The 16341-nt window shown below is 65.9% G+C and carries 18 protein-coding genes; 11 read left to right on the top strand and 7 right to left on the bottom strand.

All coding sequences use genetic code 11. The features are described 5' to 3' along the window. Positions 1 to 84 precede the first annotated feature (84 nt). Positions 85 to 270: a hypothetical protein gene (locus tag J7I84_RS10095; protein ID WP_159633506.1), complete on the bottom strand. Its 186-nt coding sequence runs from the start codon at positions 268 to 270 to the stop codon at positions 85 to 87. A gap of 270 nt (positions 271 to 540) precedes the next feature. On the opposite strand from J7I84_RS10095, the gene purS reads away from it, so the two are divergent. The 3 genes from purS to purL are packed head-to-tail and all read left to right on the top strand — an operon-like array spanning position 541 to position 3873. Then, on the top strand, positions 541 to 792 hold the full coding sequence (gene purS / locus J7I84_RS10090) for a phosphoribosylformylglycinamidine synthase subunit PurS (RefSeq protein WP_015935902.1): 252 nt from the start codon (positions 541 to 543) through the stop codon (positions 790 to 792). Between the two features lies 1 nt (position 793). Continuing rightward, positions 794 to 1567: a phosphoribosylformylglycinamidine synthase subunit PurQ gene (gene purQ, locus J7I84_RS10085; RefSeq protein WP_214944087.1), complete on the top strand. Its 774-nt coding sequence runs from the start codon at positions 794 to 796 to the stop codon at positions 1565 to 1567. Next, positions 1564 to 3873 (top strand): phosphoribosylformylglycinamidine synthase subunit PurL, encoded by a 2310-nt coding sequence (purL, locus tag J7I84_RS10080; protein ID WP_214944085.1) that lies wholly within the window; start codon positions 1564 to 1566, stop codon positions 3871 to 3873. The genes purQ and purL overlap by 4 nt, the downstream gene beginning before the upstream one ends. Positions 3874 to 3949: 76 nt before the next feature. Here the strand turns inward: purL and J7I84_RS10075 are convergent, their stop codons facing one another. From J7I84_RS10075 to J7I84_RS10055, 5 genes are all read right to left on the bottom strand, one after another. Continuing rightward, positions 3950 to 4891, bottom strand: coding sequence for a hypothetical protein (locus J7I84_RS10075; RefSeq protein WP_251046431.1), 942 nt, complete (start codon positions 4889 to 4891; stop codon positions 3950 to 3952). A gap of 127 nt (positions 4892 to 5018) precedes the next feature. Continuing rightward, on the bottom strand, positions 5019 to 5312 hold the full coding sequence (locus J7I84_RS10070) for a DUF503 domain-containing protein (RefSeq protein ID WP_214944083.1): 294 nt from the start codon (positions 5310 to 5312) through the stop codon (positions 5019 to 5021). A 15-nt stretch (positions 5313 to 5327) separates the two neighbouring features. Continuing rightward, complete coding sequence (locus J7I84_RS10065) at positions 5328 to 5648, bottom strand: putative quinol monooxygenase (protein ID WP_214944081.1); 321 nt, start codon at positions 5646 to 5648, stop codon at positions 5328 to 5330. Then, entirely contained in the window at positions 5645 to 6193 is a 549-nt protein-coding gene (locus J7I84_RS10060) for a DUF1990 family protein (protein ID WP_214944079.1), read from the bottom strand. Before J7I84_RS10060 ends, J7I84_RS10065 begins: the two co-directional genes overlap by 4 nt. Beyond that, complete coding sequence (locus J7I84_RS10055) at positions 6186 to 6599, bottom strand: MmcQ/YjbR family DNA-binding protein (protein WP_214944077.1); 414 nt, start codon at positions 6597 to 6599, stop codon at positions 6186 to 6188. Before J7I84_RS10055 ends, J7I84_RS10060 begins: the two co-directional genes overlap by 8 nt. A gap of 45 nt (positions 6600 to 6644) precedes the next feature. On the opposite strand from J7I84_RS10055, the gene J7I84_RS10050 reads away from it, so the two are divergent. After that, entirely contained in the window at positions 6645 to 7682 is a 1038-nt protein-coding gene (locus J7I84_RS10050) for an isopenicillin N synthase family oxygenase (protein ID WP_214944075.1), read from the top strand. A gap of 4 nt (positions 7683 to 7686) precedes the next feature. Here the strand turns inward: J7I84_RS10050 and J7I84_RS10045 are convergent, their stop codons facing one another. Beyond that, positions 7687 to 8112 (bottom strand): CoA-binding protein, encoded by a 426-nt coding sequence (locus tag J7I84_RS10045; protein ID WP_214944073.1) that lies wholly within the window; start codon positions 8110 to 8112, stop codon positions 7687 to 7689. Between the two features lie 315 nt (positions 8113 to 8427). Here J7I84_RS10045 and J7I84_RS10040 point away from each other — a divergent pair, with 315 nt between their 5' ends. The 7 genes from J7I84_RS10040 to J7I84_RS10010 all read left to right on the top strand — a co-directional run bounded on the left by J7I84_RS10040 (position 8428) and on the right by J7I84_RS10010 (position 16312). Beyond that, positions 8428 to 9243 carry an ABC transporter ATP-binding protein gene (locus tag J7I84_RS10040; RefSeq protein ID WP_214944071.1) on the top strand — a complete coding sequence of 272 codons (816 nt, stop codon included), beginning with the start codon at positions 8428 to 8430 and terminating at the stop codon, positions 9241 to 9243. 141 nt (positions 9244 to 9384) lie between these two features. Further along, on the top strand, positions 9385 to 10434 hold the full coding sequence (locus tag J7I84_RS10035) for an aliphatic sulfonate ABC transporter substrate-binding protein (RefSeq protein WP_214944053.1): 1050 nt from the start codon (positions 9385 to 9387) through the stop codon (positions 10432 to 10434). Continuing rightward, positions 10434 to 11336 carry an ABC transporter permease gene (locus tag J7I84_RS10030; RefSeq protein ID WP_214944052.1) on the top strand — a complete coding sequence of 301 codons (903 nt, stop codon included), beginning with the start codon at positions 10434 to 10436 and terminating at the stop codon, positions 11334 to 11336. Before J7I84_RS10035 ends, J7I84_RS10030 begins: the two co-directional genes overlap by 1 nt. Continuing rightward, positions 11327 to 13279 carry an acetate--CoA ligase gene (gene acs, locus J7I84_RS10025; RefSeq protein WP_214944050.1) on the top strand — a complete coding sequence of 651 codons (1953 nt, stop codon included), beginning with the start codon at positions 11327 to 11329 and terminating at the stop codon, positions 13277 to 13279. Before J7I84_RS10030 ends, acs begins: the two co-directional genes overlap by 10 nt. After that, complete coding sequence (sfnG, locus tag J7I84_RS10020) at positions 13276 to 14469, top strand: dimethylsulfone monooxygenase SfnG (RefSeq protein WP_214944049.1); 1194 nt, start codon at positions 13276 to 13278, stop codon at positions 14467 to 14469. Before acs ends, sfnG begins: the two co-directional genes overlap by 4 nt. Beyond that, on the top strand, positions 14469 to 15821 hold the full coding sequence (locus J7I84_RS10015; protein WP_214944047.1) for an O-acetylhomoserine aminocarboxypropyltransferase/cysteine synthase family protein: 1353 nt from the start codon (positions 14469 to 14471) through the stop codon (positions 15819 to 15821). The genes sfnG and J7I84_RS10015 overlap by 1 nt, the downstream gene beginning before the upstream one ends. Continuing rightward, complete coding sequence (locus J7I84_RS10010; protein WP_214944045.1) at positions 15818 to 16312, top strand: CoA-binding protein; 495 nt, start codon at positions 15818 to 15820, stop codon at positions 16310 to 16312. The genes J7I84_RS10015 and J7I84_RS10010 overlap by 4 nt, the downstream gene beginning before the upstream one ends. Positions 16313 to 16341 lie beyond the last annotated feature (29 nt).

Raw genomic sequence — 16341 nt, 5'->3', positions numbered from 1 at the left:
TCATACGGGGGGGTCCGAAAGAATAAAGGTACAAAAAAGGGCGCCCCGAAGGACGCCCTGCAACGAGCGGTATGGTTGTGCGCGCTACTGCCGGGGCGTGCGCACCACATCACTGATCCATTGCCTGGTCTTTTCATCCACCGGGCCGGCCACCCGGGTCTCGCGGGCCAACCGGTCCGCCTTCACCTTCTGGAACACCATCCGGCCCAAGCCGGCGAACACGGCAGCAGCAACCACCGGCAACAGCACGGACTTCGAATTCTCTGCCATCCAGCAATCCTAGTGAAGGCCTACCGGCAACTCCAGAACCACACCCGCAAAACTACCCGCAGGCCCTAGGTTTTGCCCCCCTCCGCTCCATGGACCCCCGGGATGCAAAGCGATGCGCCCGGGCCGGTAGAATGGTGAAGCAAGCTCGCGGAGCGCCCCACCTCATGGTGAACCAACGCAAGGGACCCCTTGTCCCCGGACACCCGGTACGGCGTGAGACGGCACCACTCCGCTGCGCCCTTACCCAAGCTCACGCACAGGAGTTGCCGGATGCCCCGGATCGTTGTTGACGTCATGCCCAAGCCCGAGATTCTGGACCCGCAGGGGAAGGCGATCGTCGGCGCTCTCCCCCGGCTGGGCTTCACCAGCTTCAGCTCTGTCCGCCAGGGCAAGCGCTTCGAATTGACGGTCGACGGCGAGGTGACGGAGGAGATCCTGGCCCAGGCCCGCGACGCTGCCGAAACCCTCCTGTCCAACCCCGTGATCGAAGACGTCGTCAACGTCGAGGTCGTCGAGGCCTGAGATGACTGAACTTCCCCTGATTGGCGAGGCTATCGCCGTTGCGGCGGAGCCGCGCCTCGCCGGCGCCCGGATCGGCGTCGTGACCTTCCCCGGCACCCTTGATGACCGGGACGCCGCCCGCGCCGTGCGCCTGTCCGGTGCCACCGCCGTCGAACTCTGGCACGGCGACACCGAGCTCGGTGACGTGGACGCCGTCGTTATTCCCGGCGGCTTCTCCTACGGCGACTACCTTCGTGCCGGTGCCATCGCCCGCTTCGCACCGCTGATGTCCAGGATCATCGATGCCGCCAACAGTGACGCCAAGCTGCCCGTCCTGGGCATCTGCAACGGCTTCCAGATCCTCACCGAGTCGCACCTGCTGCCCGGTTCGATGATCAAGAACGACCACCTGAAATTCCTGTGCCGCGACCAGGTGCTGCGCGTCGAGAACAGCAACACCGCCTGGACGCTGGACTATGAAGCGGGCCAGGAGATCACCATCCCGCTGAAGAACCAGGACGGCCAGTACATCGCCGACGAGAAGACCCTGGACGCCCTTGAGGCCGAGGGCCGCGTGGTGTTCCGCTACGTGGGCTTCAACCCGAACGGTTCCCGCCGCGATATTGCCGGAATTTCCAACGCGGCCGGCAACGTGGTGGGCCTCATGCCGCACCCCGAGCACGCCGTTGAGCAGGGCTTCGGCCCCGAATCGCTGGACGGGATCGGCGGTTCGGACACCGACGGACTCGGCTTCTTCACCTCCGTACTGAACAAGATTGTGGGAGGCGACAAGTGACCACCGAAACCACCAAGAAGTTCAACATCGACACCGTCGAGAACGCCGCGAAGACTCCGGACACCGAGCTGCCTTGGGCCGAGCTTGGCCTGAAGCGGAACGAGTTCGACGAGATCCTCAAGGTCCTGGGCCGCCGCCCCACCGGCGCCGAGCTGGCCATGTACTCCGTCATGTGGAGCGAGCACTGCTCCTACAAGTCCTCCAAGAACCACCTGCGCCAGTTCGGCCAGAAGGTCACCGAGGAAATGAAGAAGGACATGCTGGTGGGCATCGGCGAAAACGCCGGCGTGACCAACCTGGGGGACGGCTGGGCCGTGACCTTCAAGATCGAGTCGCACAACTCGCCGTCGTTCGTGGAGCCCTACCAGGGTGCCGCGACGGGCATCGGCGGCATTGTCCGCGACATTATCTCCATGGGCGCCCGCCCTGTAGCCGTGATGGATCCGCTGCGCTTCGGCGCCGTCGACCACCCGGACACCGCGCGCGTCATGCACGGCGCAGTGGCGGGAATCGGCGGCTACGGCAACTCCCTGGGCCTGCCCAACATCGGCGGCGAGATGGTGTTCGACTCCGTCTACCAGGGCAACCCGCTGGTCAACGCCCTCGCTGTCGGCGTCATGCGACATGAGGACATCCGCCTGGCCAACGCATCGGGCAAGGGCAACAAGGTGGTCCTGTTCGGTGCGCGCACCGGCGGTGACGGCATCGGCGGCGCTTCGGTGCTGGCTTCCGAGTCCTTCGACGACACCAAGCCCTCCAAGCGCCCCGCGGTGCAGGTGGGCGATCCCTTCGCGGAGAAGGTCCTCATCGAGTGCTGCCTGGAGCTGTTCAAGGGCTCCCTGGTGGAAGGCATCCAGGACCTTGGCGCTGCAGGCATCTCCTGTGCCACCTCTGAGCTCGCGTCCAACGGCGACGGCGGCATGCAGGTTGAGCTGACTTCCGTCCTGCTGCGCGACCCCACGCTGACCCCGGGCGAGATCCTCATGTCCGAGTCGCAGGAACGCATGATGGCCGTGGTCACCCCGGAGAACGTGGAAGCGTTCCAGGCCGTCATGGACAAGTGGGCCGTGGAGTACTCCTGGCTGGGCGAGGTGACGGACACCGGCCGCCTGATCATCACTTGGGAAGGCGAGGTGATTGTCGACGTCGATCCCCGCACCGTGGCGCACGACGGCCCGGTCTACGACCGCCCGTTTGCCCGTCCCGAGTGGCAGGACGCCGTCCAGGCCGACACCTTCACCGGTTCCGTGCAGGATGCAGGCCGCCCCGCCGCTCCCGCTGAGTTGGCCAAGGCCGTGACCGAGCTCGTGGCCTCGCCGAACATGTGCTCCAAGTCCTGGATCACCAACCAGTACGACCGCTACGTGGGCGGCAACACCTCCATGGCGTTCCCCGATGACGCCGGCGTGGTCCGTGTGGACGAGGAGACCGGCCTGGGCGTGGCACTGGCCACCGACGCCAATGGCCGCTACACCTACCTCGACCCGTACCACGGCGCGCAGCTGGCGCTGGCCGAGGCCTACCGCAACGTGGCTACAGCGGGTGCCATCCCCATGGCCGTCAGTGACTGCCTGAACTTCGGCTCCCCCGAGGATCCGGATGTCATGTGGCAGCTGGCTGAGGCTATCCGCGGCCTGTCCGACGCCTGCATGGTGCTGGGCATCCCGGTCACCGGCGGCAACGTCTCGCTGTACAACCAGACGGGCAGCACGCCCATCCACCCCTCCCCCGTGGTGGCGGTCCTGGGCAAGCTCGACGACGTCGCGCGGCGCACGCCGTCGGGCTGGCGTGAGGACGGCCAGGCCATCTACATGCTGGGCACCACCGGCGCCGAGCTGGACGGCTCCGAGTGGGCCAACATGCGCGGCCACCTGGGCGGGCAGCCGCCGAAGGTTGACCTCGAGGCAGAACGCGCCCTGGGCGAGATCCTGATCAACGCCTCGCGCGACGGCATGATCGACTCCGCGCACGACCTCTCCGAAGGCGGGCTTGCGGCGGCCTTGGTGGAGTCCTCGCTGCGCTACGGCGTGGGTGCCCGGATCGCACTGCAGGACATCATGGACCGGGACGGCGTAGACCTGTTCACGGCGCTCTTCTCCGAGTCCCAGGGCCGCGCCGTCGTGGGCGTCCCGCGTTCCGAGGAAGTCCGCTTCACGGACATGTGCACCGCCCGCGGCTTCGCGCACACCCGCATCGGTGTGGTGGATGCGGCCAGCGGCGCCCTGGAAATCAACGGCGTGGAGGGCCTGTCCCTGGACGCCCTCCGGGAAGCCCACGAAGGGACGCTGCCGAAGTACTTCGGCTGATTTTCGCGCCCATCCATCGGCTGCTGCGTACTTGTCGTTTTGAACCGCCAGAACGACAAGTACGCAGCAGTCGTTTTTAACCGTTCCGTCGCCAGCCGGCCCGTGCCAAGGCAACGAGGACTTTGGCCGCCGCCGGCTTGGCGTCGTTGACCATGTGCCGCTTGGAGATCCGGACTTCGGTCCAGCCCAGGGCAGCGTACCGTTCCGATCGCGCGATGTCCCGGACAATTTGCTGGTCGTCACCATGGTGTTCGCCCTCGTATTCGATGCCGATCCGGTACTTCCGGTAGGACAGGTCCGGCTGGTGCTGCCTAATACCGTCATCCGTGATGATCGGGACATTCAGCTCGGGTTCCGGCAGTCCCGAACGGATTATGGCTAGGCGAAGCAACGTTTCCTGGGGCGAATCCGAGCCCACCCGGACCAGTTCGAGGGCCTCCTTCGCCCTCCGGAGCCCGCGTTTCCCCTTGTGCCGGTCAATCATCCGCTGAAGGTCTGCAATACTGCACAGGGGCACGTCCCTGCCCTCAAATTCCTGCCGGGGCACACGGACGCAGCTGTCCCCCATGGCCACAACTTCATCCAGGGACAGGAACTCGGCCATATCCAGCCAGGTGCGCTCGGGGGTGGTGACCGGAAGTCCGTTCATCATCATCACCTCGTCCTCGAAGAGCCTCATCCGGTGGACGATGACGTACGGACGTGCAAGATACGCTGCGCCTTCCGGCCGGATGAGGTGGTAGGCCTCCAAGGCTTCGTTTTGCCGCCGCTGCGGCAGCGCAAAAAGTTCCACCGCGGTCAGGTGCGATGCGGCGCATCGCTCATTGACCTCAATAAAAGGCCGGACCCGAACGCTTAAGGGGAGGGCCGCCATCGTAGCTTCCCTGCGGATGCCCCTGCCGAGGCGTTCCAATGAACCGTGCCGCCAGCGGCGAGGCGATACCTCGGCGACTGACGCGTCAACAAGGGTGAAGGGGAGCCCGCGGAGTTCCTTCGGAAGCGGACGTGCGGTTTTCATTTACCCATGAGAGCAGACTGCGTCCCCCGTCCGCAGAAGTTATCCACACCCCTCATCGATTGCTCCGTACTTGTCGTTTTCGCACGTGAAAACGACAAGTACTCAGCAGTCGATGACGGGGGTGGGGTTAGTCCTCGCTGTGCAGCTCGCGCTGGCGGGCACTGAGGAGTTCAATCTCAGGGCGGCCAGCCACAAAGCGTTCGACGGCGGCGAGCACCTCCACGAGGTGGGGCCGGTCCGCTGCCACCAAGCCAACGCCAAGCCGGGTGCGCCGATATTGGCTGTGGTCCCCCACCTCGGCCACCGAAACCTCAAAGCGCCGCTTGAGCTCTGCCAGGAGGGGCCTGACGACGGAGCGTTTCTCCTTGAGGCTGTGTACGTCGCCAAGGAGGATGTCGAACTCGATCCAGCCGATCCACATTGGCCAGGACCTTCCTTACTCGATGGTGAGCTCACCCATCAGGTCCCAGCCTTCGCCGTCGAGCTGGCGGCTGATGATTCTCGGAGTTTCGGCGAGGGCCTGCGGCATATCTGCCATGGCCTTCTTGAAGTGGGCGCTGTTGACGTGGTCCCCCGCGGCGTCATCCTTGAAGGCCTCAACGAGGACGTATTCGTTGGGGTCGTCCAGGCTGCGGGACCAGTCGAACCAGAGGTTGCCCGGTTCCTTTCGGGTGGCCTCGGTGAAATCCGCCACGAGGTCCGGCCAGCGCTCGGACCAATCGGGCTTGACCTTGAACTTGACGACGATAAAGATCACTGGGATTTTCCTTCCGCGGCGAGACTGCGTGCCCCTTCAATGTACCGGGAAGTAACGTAGCGCTGCGCCGCGCGGGTCACCAGGCCGCCGGCGGCGTAGAACCAGTTGGCCGGCCTGCTGAACGCCCTGATCCGCAGCCACACCTCCCCCTGGCTGTTGATCTCCACTTCGAAGGATTCCTCCCCACGGGCAGGATGGCCGGGCAACGTCCCGTAGCCAAATCCGGCGGATTGGGGAACCCCGTCCGGCGCCGGCTCACGCACCCACACCACCTGGCAGGGAGCCGGCAAGCGGAAGGGCCCGACGCCGAATCCGCTCACCACGCGTGCGCCGGGGACCGCGGTTGGCGAATCGGCCCGGACGCGAAGCCCTGCCCGCCGCTGCAGCTCCCAGGCCAGGATGCCGTCCGCCACGCGCCGGTAAACGTCCAGCCCGGTGCCCAGGCGTGCCTCCTCCAAAACACGGTCATACCCCTTGGGCGAGGTGCCTTGTTCCGTGCTGCCCACTCCCGGGTAGTCGAGCCTGACCGCTGCCCCGTCAGTCATTGCTGCCTGCCTTCCCGAGGCGTGCCCACCCCAGTTGTTCCTGCTGCTTCCGGCTCAAGCCTGACACCACAAGGTCGTATGAATCCTCCACCATGTCCCGGATCATCCCGTCCGGAAGGGAGCCGTCAAGGCGGACACCGTTCCAATGGGTTTTGTTCATGTGCCATGCCCCGGTAATCGCCGGATGGACCACCCGCAGCTGCACCGCAAGGGCCGGCTCGCACTTCAGGTTCACATAGAAGTCGTGCTCGTCCATGGATGACAAGGCAAACAGCTTGGCCTCGTGCCGGGCACCCCCGGCGATATGGGCCCGGACCTTGAAAACCGAGGTCTCCGGCCCGAAGGGAAAATCCTCATAGGCTCCAGGAAACGAAAGGCATATCTTCCGCAGCGCGTTTGGGTCCATGAAGGAAGCCTATAAAGCGGGCCTGCACGGTGCTAGTCTGCGAGGATGTCACGCGACCAGGGAGCAATACCTGTTCTGGACCTCAGTTCCGCACGGCAGCCCTATGGGTCCTTTACCCCGGAGTTCATCGAGCAGCTGCGGCACGCCACCCACGATGTTGGATTCTTCCAAATCACCGGTTACGGCGGGCGTCCGGGCCAGGCAGAAGAGCTGCTGGACCTTCTCCGGTGCTTCTTCAACTTGCCGCTTGAGGAGCGGATGAAGCTGGACAACCGTCTGTCTCCGCACTTCCGCGGCTACACCCGCATGGGCACCGAGGTGACCCAGGGCCGGGCGGACGCGCGGGAGCAGATTGACTATTCCCCGGATCGGGAGCCGGTCCAGGACTATCCGGAAGACCAGCCCTACTGGCTCTTGCAGGGGCCCAACCTATGGCCGGACGAGGCGCTTCCCGGGCTCAAGGCCGCCGCCATGGAGTGGGCGGAACTCATGTCCGAGGTAGGGATGGAGCTGCTGCGGGCCATCGCAGTTTCGCTGCAGCTGCCGGAGGACTACTTCGATGAACCGTTCCAGGACACTCCGGCCTGGATGGGCAAGCTGGTGCACTACGTGGGCGGGGTGGTGGAAGCGGCCGGTGACCAGGGCGTCGGTTCCCACGCCGATTACGGGTTCGTGACCCTCCTGCTCCAGGACGACGTGGGCGGCCTTGAAGTGCTGCCGCCCGGCACCAGCCAGTGGTTGCCCGTGGAGCCCCTACCGGGAGCGCTGGTCGTGAACCTCGGCGAGATGCTGGAAGTAGCCACCGAGGGATACCTTGCGGCCACCATCCACCGCGTCCAGGCGCCGCCGCCCGGCGTGGACCGCTATTCGGTACCGTTCTTCTGGTCGCCCCGGCTGGACGCAGTCATCGAGCCCGTCCCGCTGGCTCCTGACCTGAAGGCGGCCGCCAGGGGCATCACCGACGATCCCGCCAACCCGCTCCTGGCATCCTTCGGCCTGAACATGCTCAAGGGCCGCATGCGCGCGCATCCGGACGTCACCGAACGGCACTATCCCGATTTGCTGAAGCGCCGGAGCTGGTGAAGAGCTAAAGCTGGTACTTCCAGGCGAGCTGGGCAGGGCAGGCGTTCATCACCACATCGAGCCCAGCCGCCTTGGCGCGTTCCGCCGCTGCCTCGTCGATGACGCCCAGCTGCAGCCACACAGCCTTCGCCCCCACTGCTATGGCCTGATCCACCACGCTGCCCACCTTCTGCGAGTTCACAAAGCAGTCCACGACGTCGATGGGCCGCTTTTCCGCCGGAATGTCGCCGAGGGTGCGGTACCCCGTTTCGCCGTGGACCGGGTCGCCGGGCAGGTTGACGGGGATGATTTCCATGCCGAGCCTGTCGCGGACAAACAGCGATACCTCGTAGGCCGCGCGCCACTCATTGGTGGTCAGGCCCACGATGGCCCAGCGCCCCTTGGTTCGCATGAGGCGTTCAATGACTGCAGGATCGTTCGTATGGCCCATGGGATCAGCCTACGCGCCCTGCAGAACTCGTGCTGCGGCGAACAAATGAACAAGTGAGCGCTACGAAAAGCCCTATGAACGAATATTACGCGACGGACACGATAGTTTGCTCTCGCCGATTCATTGCGCTGTAGTGGTCTTTGACCATCCCGAGCGGCCGAGAGACCTGGATCGATGACGCCGCAGCAACCCTGGTCGCCGGACGCTCCCCAACGCCCCGGTGATAGCAAGGACCGCAGCCGCGGGTACCGGAACTGACCACTCCGGAAGGCTGCCTCCGTAGGGTGCTACTGCCAGGACCGATGGAGTGATCCTATGACTGCAGTTCTGTCGCCCCTTCCCGCCGGGGCAGGCTCCGCCCACGCACCTGCCCTCCCGGTGTCGTTCCAGGGCCTGCGCCGCACCTTCGGCAGCGGTTCAGCCGCACACACGGTCCTGCGGGACGTGACCTTCGATGTCGCGGCCGGCGAGGTCCTGGCCATCCTGGGCCCCTCCGGTTGCGGAAAATCCACTCTCCTGCGAGCCGCAGCCGGCTTGGATTACCCAAGTGCCGGCGCCGTGGTTATCGAGGACAGCCCAGTGCACGGCATCGATTCCCGGTGCGCCTTCGCCTTCCAGGAACCGCGGCTGCTTCCCTGGCACACGCTGCAGGCAAACATCGCCATCGGGCTGCCTGCCGGCTCCAGCGCGAAGGAGGGAAAAGCCAAAGTGGCGCGGCTCCTTGAACTCGTGGGGCTCCAGGATTTCGCCAAGCACCGTCCCCGCGAGGTGTCCGGCGGCATGGCACAGCGAACGTCACTGGCAAGGGCCCTGGCCCGGAACCCCGGCGTCCTGCTGCTCGATGAACCGTTCGGCGCCCTGGATGCCCTCACCCGCATCAAGATGCAGGACCTGCTCCTGGACGTCCACCGCGCAGAGCCCACCACCGTCCTGCTGGTCACCCATGATGTGGACGAAGCCCTCCAGTTAGCAGACCGCATCATCGTCCTGGGTCCTGACGCCAAAGGCCAAGGCGCCACCATCGTCAGGACCATCGAGGTGCCCGGCCGCCGGCCGCGCGAGCGCGCATCGGCCGAACTCGCCCACCTGCGCAGTTCGCTGCTGGAAACTCTGGGTGTCGTCGGGCATTAATCGCCCTGACACCCCAACGACCGCACCACCGGGACCGCCGCCGGCCCCGGTTGGCCCGTGCCGCCGTCGGACGTCCTTCGCCGGCACCGGGCCAGCCACTCTGTTCCGCACTGTTCCACCCCCCGCTTCCAAAGGAAACCCATGCCGCACGCATTGCCCATCACCCGCCGTTCAGTCCTTGGCGCAGCAGCCCTTGCCGCTTCCGCGGTCCTGGCACTCACCGGCTGCGTCGCAGGGGAAGGCTCCTCCGGCGGCGCGGCGGCGGCCGGCAGCAGCAAGGGCGGGACCCTCAACATCGACTTCGCCACGTACAACCCGCTGAGCCTGGTCATCAAGAAGCAGGGCTGGCTGGAGGCCAGCCTCAAGGACCAGGGCGTCACCGTAAACTGGGTGCAGTCCGCGGGCTCCAACAAGGCCAATGAAGCCCTGCGCTCCGGCGCCATCGACGTGGGCTCCACCGCCGGATCCGCCGCGCTGCTGGCCCGGGCCAACGGTTCGGAGATCAAAACCATTGACATCTTCTCCCAGCCCGAGTGGGCGGCCCTCGTGGCGCCTGCCGGCTCGGACATCACCTCCGTGGCGGATCTCAAGGGCAAGTCCGTGGCCGCCACCAAGGGCACCGACCCCTACTTCTTCCTGCTGCAGGCGCTCGAGCAGGCGGGCTTGAAGCCCGGCGACGTAACCGTCCAGAACCTGCAGCACGCCGAAGGCCGCGCCGCGCTGGAAAACGGCTCAGTCCAGGCGTGGTCCGGGCTGGACCCCATCATGGCAGGGGCGGAGCAGAAGGGCGCCAAGCTCTTCTACCGCAACCTGGACTTCAACACCTACGGCTTCCTGAACGCCACGGAATCGTTCCTCAAAAACAAGCCTGAACTGGCCCAGGCCGTGGTGAACGCCTACGAAAAGGCCCGCGCCTGGGCAGCGCAGAACCCGGACCAGACCGCGCAGATCCTGGCCGACGCCGCCGGCCTGGACCTTTCTGTGGCCAAGACCGTGGTACTTGAGCGCAGCAACCTGGGCGTCAATCCGGCGCCTGGTGAGGCGCAGCGCAAGGTTCTGGAGAAGATCGGACCCACCTTCGTGGACACCGGCGACGTCAAGACGCAGAAGCAGATTGACGACGCCGTGGGCTCCCTTCTCGACGACTCGCTGGTGAAAAAGGCCGATCCCTCAGCCATCAAGGCCTCCTGATGAGCCATCCAGGAGAGCCCACCATCACCGGCAGCAGTGTTGCGGACGGGCGTGCTGCAGCCGCCACCGCAACCACGGCAGACGCCGCCCAGCCGGATGCCGCCACGGCATCCGCTCCGGCACCGGGATGGTCTCCCGCCGGAGTCCGTTCCAGGAACTGGGCGCGTCTGCCCCTCGGCCTGATCATCCCGGCTGCCTTGCTGGCAGCATGGCAGGTGGCCTCCTCCAGCGGTATGTTCACCGTGGTCCAGCTGCCCCCGCCTGCCATGGTGCTGGCCGCTGCCGGCGAGCTCGTCGAACGCGGCCAGCTGGGAACCCACATCGCCATCTCCACCCAACGGGTCCTGATCGGGTTCCTGGTGGGAGCAGCCCTTGGCCTGGTCCTGGGCGCAACCGTGGGGCTGTCCAGGCTCGCCGACGCCCTGCTGGCACCCACCATCGGCGCACTGCGCGCGGTGCCGTCACTGGCCTGGGTGCCGCTGCTGATCCTGTGGATGAAGATCGGCGAGGACTCCAAAGTCACCCTCATCATCATCGGCGCGTTCTTCCCGGTGTTCACCACGGTGTCCCTGGCACTGCGCCACGTTGACCGGAACCTGGTGGAAGCCGCCCGCGCGTTCGGACTGAAGGGGATACGGCTGCTGACCACCGTGCAGCTTCCCGCGGTGGTCCCCGCAGTGTTCTCGGGGCTCCGCCTGGCCCTTGCCCAGGCCTGGCTGTTCCTGGTGGCCGCCGAGCTGATCGCCTCCTCCATGGGGCTGGGCTTCCTCTTGATCGACTCACAGAACAACGGCCGCACGGACCGGCTGCTCCTGGCCATCGTCATGCTGGCGGTCATTGGAAAGATTACCGACGCCCTGCTGGGCCTGGCCGAAAAATGGGCGGTGAAACGATGGGCTTGAGTACCACCGAAACTTTGGACCTCAACGCGGGGGTGCACCCGGACAACGTTGCCTTCTGGGAGCAGCAGGCGATGCGCCTGGACTGGGACACCCCCTGGCATACGGCGCACCGCTGGAATCCGGCAGACATTGAAGCAGACCGCGGCCCGGAGATCACTTGGTTTGAAGGCGGAAAGCTTAACGTGGCTGCCAACTGCGTCGACCGGCACGTCGCGGCAGGCCGTGGCACCAAGGTGGCTCTTCATTTCGAAGGCGAGCCGGGCGACCGCAGGTCCATCACGTACAGCGAACTGAAGCGGGACGTATCCAAGGCCGCCAATGCGCTCCTGGCCCTCGGCATCACCAAGGGCGACCGCGTGGTCATCTACCTCCCGGTGATCCCCGAGACCATCGTCATCACGCTCGCGGTGGCACGCATCGGCGCCATCCACTCCCTGGTGTTCGGTGGTTTCTCCGCGGAAGCGCTGAAGTTCCGGGTGGAGGACACCGGTGCCAAGCTCCTGGTCACCACCGACGGCCAGTTCCGGCGCGGCGCGGCGGTTCCCGTGAAGGAAAACGCTGACGCAGCCGTCGCCGGAGACAATGCCATCGAACATCTCCTGGTGGTCAACCGCACCACCCCGGCCAACGACCTGGCCGCCGTCCCCATGACGGAAGGCAGGGACGTGTGGTGGCACGACGTCGTCGGGAACGCCTCTGACGCCCACGAGCCGGAGGCGTTCGACGCCGAGACACCGCTGTTCATCATGTACACCTCCGGCACCACCGGCAAGCCCAGGGGCCTGGTGCACACCTCCGGCGGCTACCTGACGCAGGCATCGTGGAGCTTCGAGCACCTGTTCAGCAACCCTGATCCCGCGCTCCGGGACCAGGACGTGCACTGGTGCACCGCCGACCTCGCCTGGGTCACCGCGCACACCTACGAGATCTACGGCCCGCTCTCCAACGGCGTGACCCAGGTGATCTTCGAAGGCACGCCGAACACCCCGCATCCGGGCCGCCACTTCGAAATCATCGAACGCTACGGCGTGACGCAGTACTACACCGCGCCCACGCTGGTCAGGTCCCTCATGGGCTGGTTCCCGGACGGGGTACCGGACACCTACGATCTGTCCTCCATCCGCCTGCTGGGCACGGTGGGCGAAGCCGTCAATCCGGAAGCGTGGCGCTGGCTGCGGGAGAACGTGGGCGCCGGGACCGCACCGGTGGTGGATACGTGGTGGCAGTCCGAGACCGGAGCGACCATCCTGTCCCCCGCCCCGACGGACACCAGCTTCAAGCCGGGCTGCGCCGCGCGGCCCCTGCCCGGGGTCAGCACCAGGATCGTGGACGACGCCGGCACAACAGTGGCGCCTGGCGTCCAGGGATTCATCGTGGTTGACTCCCCCGGGCCCGCCATCGCGCGCACGGTCTGGGGAAACCCGCGTCGCTACTTCGATTCCTACTGGAGCAAGTACGCGAAGCAGGGCTGGTTCCTGGCCGGCGACGGCGCCAAGTACGATTCCGACGGCGACATCTGGATCCTGGGACGGGTGGACGACACCCTGAACGTCTCCGGCCACCTGCTGTCCACCATCGAAATTGAATCCGCCCTGGTTTCGCACCCGGACGTGGTGGAAGCCGGCGTCTGCCCGGTGGCGGACCCAAAGACCGGGCACGCCATCGTCGCGTTTGTAGTGCTCAAGGGCGGGGTTTCGACGGAAGTTGCCGAGGACCTCCGCCACCACGTGGCCAAGGAAATCGGCCCCATCGCCAAGCCGCGCGACATCGTCGTGGTTCCTGATGTCCCCAAGACCCGCAGCGGCAAGATCATGCGCCGGCTGCTGACCCAACTGTTCGAAGGAACAACCCTGGGCGACACCACCTCACTCCAGAACGAACCGGCCATCGCCGGCATCCAGGAAGTCCTGCGCCAGCGGGCCCTACGGAAGGAAAATCCATGACCGAGATCAGCAACGTTGCACGGCTCTCAGAACCGCTCAAGTTCGCCTATTGGGTGCCCAATGTCTCCGGCGGCCTGGTGGTGTCCACCATCGAACAGCGCACCGGCTGGGACTTTGACTACAACAAGAAGCTGGCGCGGATCGCCGAGGAATCGGGCTTCGAATACGCCCTGACCCAAACCCGCTACGCCGCATCCTACGGGGCGGACAAGCAGCACGAGGCAACCTCATTCAGCCTGGCCCTGCTCGCCGCAACCGAACGCCTCAAGGTCATCGCCGCCGTCCACCCGGGCATGTGGCACCCGGGCGTGCTGGCAAAGTACATCATCACCGCAGACCACATCTCCAACGGCCGCGCCGCCGTGAACATCGTCTCCGGCTGGCTGAAGAGCGAGTTCACCAACTTCGGCCTGGAGTGGCTGGAGCACGACGAACGCTACGTCCGTACCGAGGAATTCATCAACGTCCTGCGCGGATTGTGGACCGAGAAGGAATACAGCCAATCCGGCAAGTACTACAACATCACCGACTTCACCCTGCAGCCGGCACCGGTGGACGTGCCGGGCCGGGCGCACCCCGAGATCTTCTTCGGCGGAAACTCGACGGCGGCCCAGGCTACCGCAGGCCGCGTGGCCGACTGGTACTTCTCCAACGGCAAGGACCTCGAGGGTTTCCAGGAGAACATCGCCGGAGTGGTGGCCGCAGCCGGTGCATCCCGCCGTGGCACCGAGGGCCACCTGGCCGCCCCACGGTTCGGGTTGAACGGTTTTGTCATCGCCCGCGACTCCGAAAAGGAAGCCAGGGACACCCTCCGCGAGATCGTGGAGAAGGCGCACAAGCCCGCCGTCCAGGGGTTCCGGGATGCGGTGCAGGAAGCCGGCGCGTCCACCAAGGACGGCAAGGGCATGTGGGCCGACTCCACTTTCGAGGACCTGATCCAGTACAACGACGGTTTCAAGACCCAGCTGATCGGCACCCCGGAACAGATCGCCGAGCGCATCGTGGAGTACAAGAAGATCGGCGTAAACCTGTTCCTCACCTGCTACCTGCACTTCCAGGAGGAGGTGGCCGCGTTTGGCCGGGACATCCTGCCGATCGTCCGCGAACTTGAGGCCGACCTGGCACGGAAGAACGGCGCCGAACTGGACCTGTCCCAGACTCCGGCGGCAAAGGTGGAGGTGAACGCGTAATGGCTGACCGCACCTTCGGATTCCGCACCCGCGCCCTGCACGCCGGCGGCACCCCGGACGCCGAGCACGGCGCCCGCGCCGTTCCGATCTACCAGACCACGTCGTTTGTCTTCAAGGACACCAACGATGCAGCCAACCTGTTCGCCCTGCAGAAGTACGGCAACATTTACTCCCGCATCGGCAACCCCACAGTGGCGGCCTTCGAAGAGCGCATAGCGTCCCTTGAGGGCGGCATCGGAGCGGTCGCAACGTCGTCGGGCATGGCAGCGGAATTCATCACGTTCGCCGCGCTGACCCAGGCGGGCGACCACATCGTGGCAGCCTCCCAGCTGTACGGCGGCACCGTGACCCAGCTCGACGTGACCCTGCGCCGGTTCGGCGTGGACACCACCTTCGTCCCCGGCACGGACCCCGCCGACTATGCCGCGGCTGTCCGGGAGAACACCAAGGCGATCTTCGTGGAGGTAGTGGCCAACCCGTCGTCGGAGGTCCAGGACCTTGCGGGGCTGGCAAAGGTGGCGCACGACGCCGGGATCCCCCTGGTGGTGGACGCCACCTTGAGCACGCCGTACCTCGTGCGGCCCATCGAGCACGGCGCCGACATCGTGATCCACTCGGCCACGAAGTTCCTGGGCGGCCACGGCACCACGCTGGGCGGGGTGGTGGTGGAAAGCGGCAGGTTCAACTGGGGCAACGGCAAGTTCCCCACCATGACCGAGCCCGTGGCTTCCTATGGCAACGTCTCCTGGTGGGGCAACTTCGGCGAGTACGGCTTCCTCACCAAGCTCCGCAGCGAGCAGCTGCGCGACATCGGCCCGGCCCTGTCGCCGCAGTCGGCGTTCCAGCTGCTCCAGGGCGTGGAGACGCTGCCGCAGCGGCTCGACGAGCACCTGAAGAACGCGCGGGCCGTAGCCGAGTGGCTGGAACGCGATGACCGGGTGGCTTATGTCAACTACTCCGGCCTGCCCTCACACCCGCACTTCGACCGGGCGCGGAAGTACCTGCCGCTGGGTCCCGGATCGGTCTTCTCCTTCGGAGTCAAGGGCGGACGGGCCGCGGGTCAGAAGTTCATCGAGTCCCTGCAGCTGGCCTCGCACCTTGCCAACGTGGGTGACTCCCGGACCCTGGTGATCCACCCCGGCTCCACCACCCACCAGCAGCTCAGCCCCGCCCAGCTGGAATCCGCCGGCGTGCCGGAGGACCTGGTCCGCATCTCCGTAGGCCTCGAGGACATTGAGGACATCCTGTGGGACCTGGACCAGGCACTCACCGAGGCGTCCAAGGTGGCGGCCCCGGGCGCAACCGTCCTTGAAGAACCCGCAGAAGCCTGCACGATCGGAGCAAACGCATGAGCACCGCCGAACGCACCTGGTCCGGCCCGTCGGCACCGGAGCGGCTGGCCCTGCTCCGGCAGGCGAAATCCATTGCCATTGTTGGCGCATCGGACAAGCCGTCGCGGGCCAGCTACTTTGTGGCCACCTACCTGCTGTCCTCCACCCGCTACAAGGTGTACTTCGTCAACCCCGTGGTCAAGGAGATCCTGGGCCAGCCCACCTACGCCTCCCTGGCGGACCTGCCGGAAAGCCCGGACATTGTTGACGTGTTCCGCAAGCACGACGACCTTCCCGGAGTCCTTGACGAGGCAGTGGCCGCCGGCGCCAAGACCCTGTGGCTGCAACTGGGCTCATGGCACGAAGGAGTGGCAGCAGGCGCGGAAGCCGCAGGGCTCAACGTGGTGATGGACCGCTGCGTGAAGATCGAGCACGCGCGCTTCCACGGCGGACTCCACCTGGCCGGTTTCGATACCGGCGTTATTTCCTCCAAGCGCCAGGTCATGGCCTGACGGTAACCTGGTCAGCAACAGCGGGTCCG

It is taken from the genome of Arthrobacter sp. ISL-85 (assembly GCF_018613675.1).
Taxonomy (GTDB): Bacteria; Actinomycetota; Actinomycetes; order Actinomycetales; family Micrococcaceae; genus Arthrobacter.
The sequence above is the reverse complement of the archived record's forward strand: the minus strand, read 5'-3'. Positions and strand labels throughout refer to the sequence as shown.

Bases quoted from the DNA above. Each gene is read 5' to 3' on its own strand.
- J7I84_RS10045 (WP_214944073.1), bottom strand. From the start codon at position 8,112: ATGGGCCATACGAACGATCCTGCAGTCATTGAACGCCTCATGCGAACC.
- J7I84_RS10010 (WP_214944045.1), top strand. From the start codon at position 15,818: ATGAGCACCGCCGAACGCACCTGGTCCGGCCCGTCGGCACCGGAGCGG.
- J7I84_RS10055 (WP_214944077.1), bottom strand. From the start codon at position 6,599: ATGGACCCAAACGCGCTGCGGAAGATATGCCTTTCGTTTCCTGGAGCC.
- J7I84_RS10095 (WP_159633506.1), bottom strand. From the start codon at position 270: ATGGCAGAGAATTCGAAGTCCGTGCTGTTGCCGGTGGTTGCTGCTGCC.
- J7I84_RS10050 (WP_214944075.1), top strand. From the start codon at position 6,645: ATGTCACGCGACCAGGGAGCAATACCTGTTCTGGACCTCAGTTCCGCA.
- purS (WP_015935902.1), top strand. From the start codon at position 541: ATGCCCCGGATCGTTGTTGACGTCATGCCCAAGCCCGAGATTCTGGAC.
- J7I84_RS10035 (WP_214944053.1), top strand. From the start codon at position 9,385: ATGCCGCACGCATTGCCCATCACCCGCCGTTCAGTCCTTGGCGCAGCA.
- sfnG (WP_214944049.1), top strand. From the start codon at position 13,276: ATGACCGAGATCAGCAACGTTGCACGGCTCTCAGAACCGCTCAAGTTC.
- acs (WP_214944050.1), top strand. From the start codon at position 11,327: ATGGGCTTGAGTACCACCGAAACTTTGGACCTCAACGCGGGGGTGCAC.
- J7I84_RS10060 (WP_214944079.1), bottom strand. From the start codon at position 6,193: ATGACTGACGGGGCAGCGGTCAGGCTCGACTACCCGGGAGTGGGCAGC.
- J7I84_RS10030 (WP_214944052.1), top strand. From the start codon at position 10,434: ATGAGCCATCCAGGAGAGCCCACCATCACCGGCAGCAGTGTTGCGGAC.
- J7I84_RS10040 (WP_214944071.1), top strand. From the start codon at position 8,428: ATGACTGCAGTTCTGTCGCCCCTTCCCGCCGGGGCAGGCTCCGCCCAC.
- J7I84_RS10075 (WP_251046431.1), bottom strand. From the start codon at position 4,891: ATGAAAACCGCACGTCCGCTTCCGAAGGAACTCCGCGGGCTCCCCTTC.
- J7I84_RS10070 (WP_214944083.1), bottom strand. From the start codon at position 5,312: ATGTGGATCGGCTGGATCGAGTTCGACATCCTCCTTGGCGACGTACAC.
- purQ (WP_214944087.1), top strand. From the start codon at position 794: ATGACTGAACTTCCCCTGATTGGCGAGGCTATCGCCGTTGCGGCGGAG.
- J7I84_RS10015 (WP_214944047.1), top strand. From the start codon at position 14,469: ATGGCTGACCGCACCTTCGGATTCCGCACCCGCGCCCTGCACGCCGGC.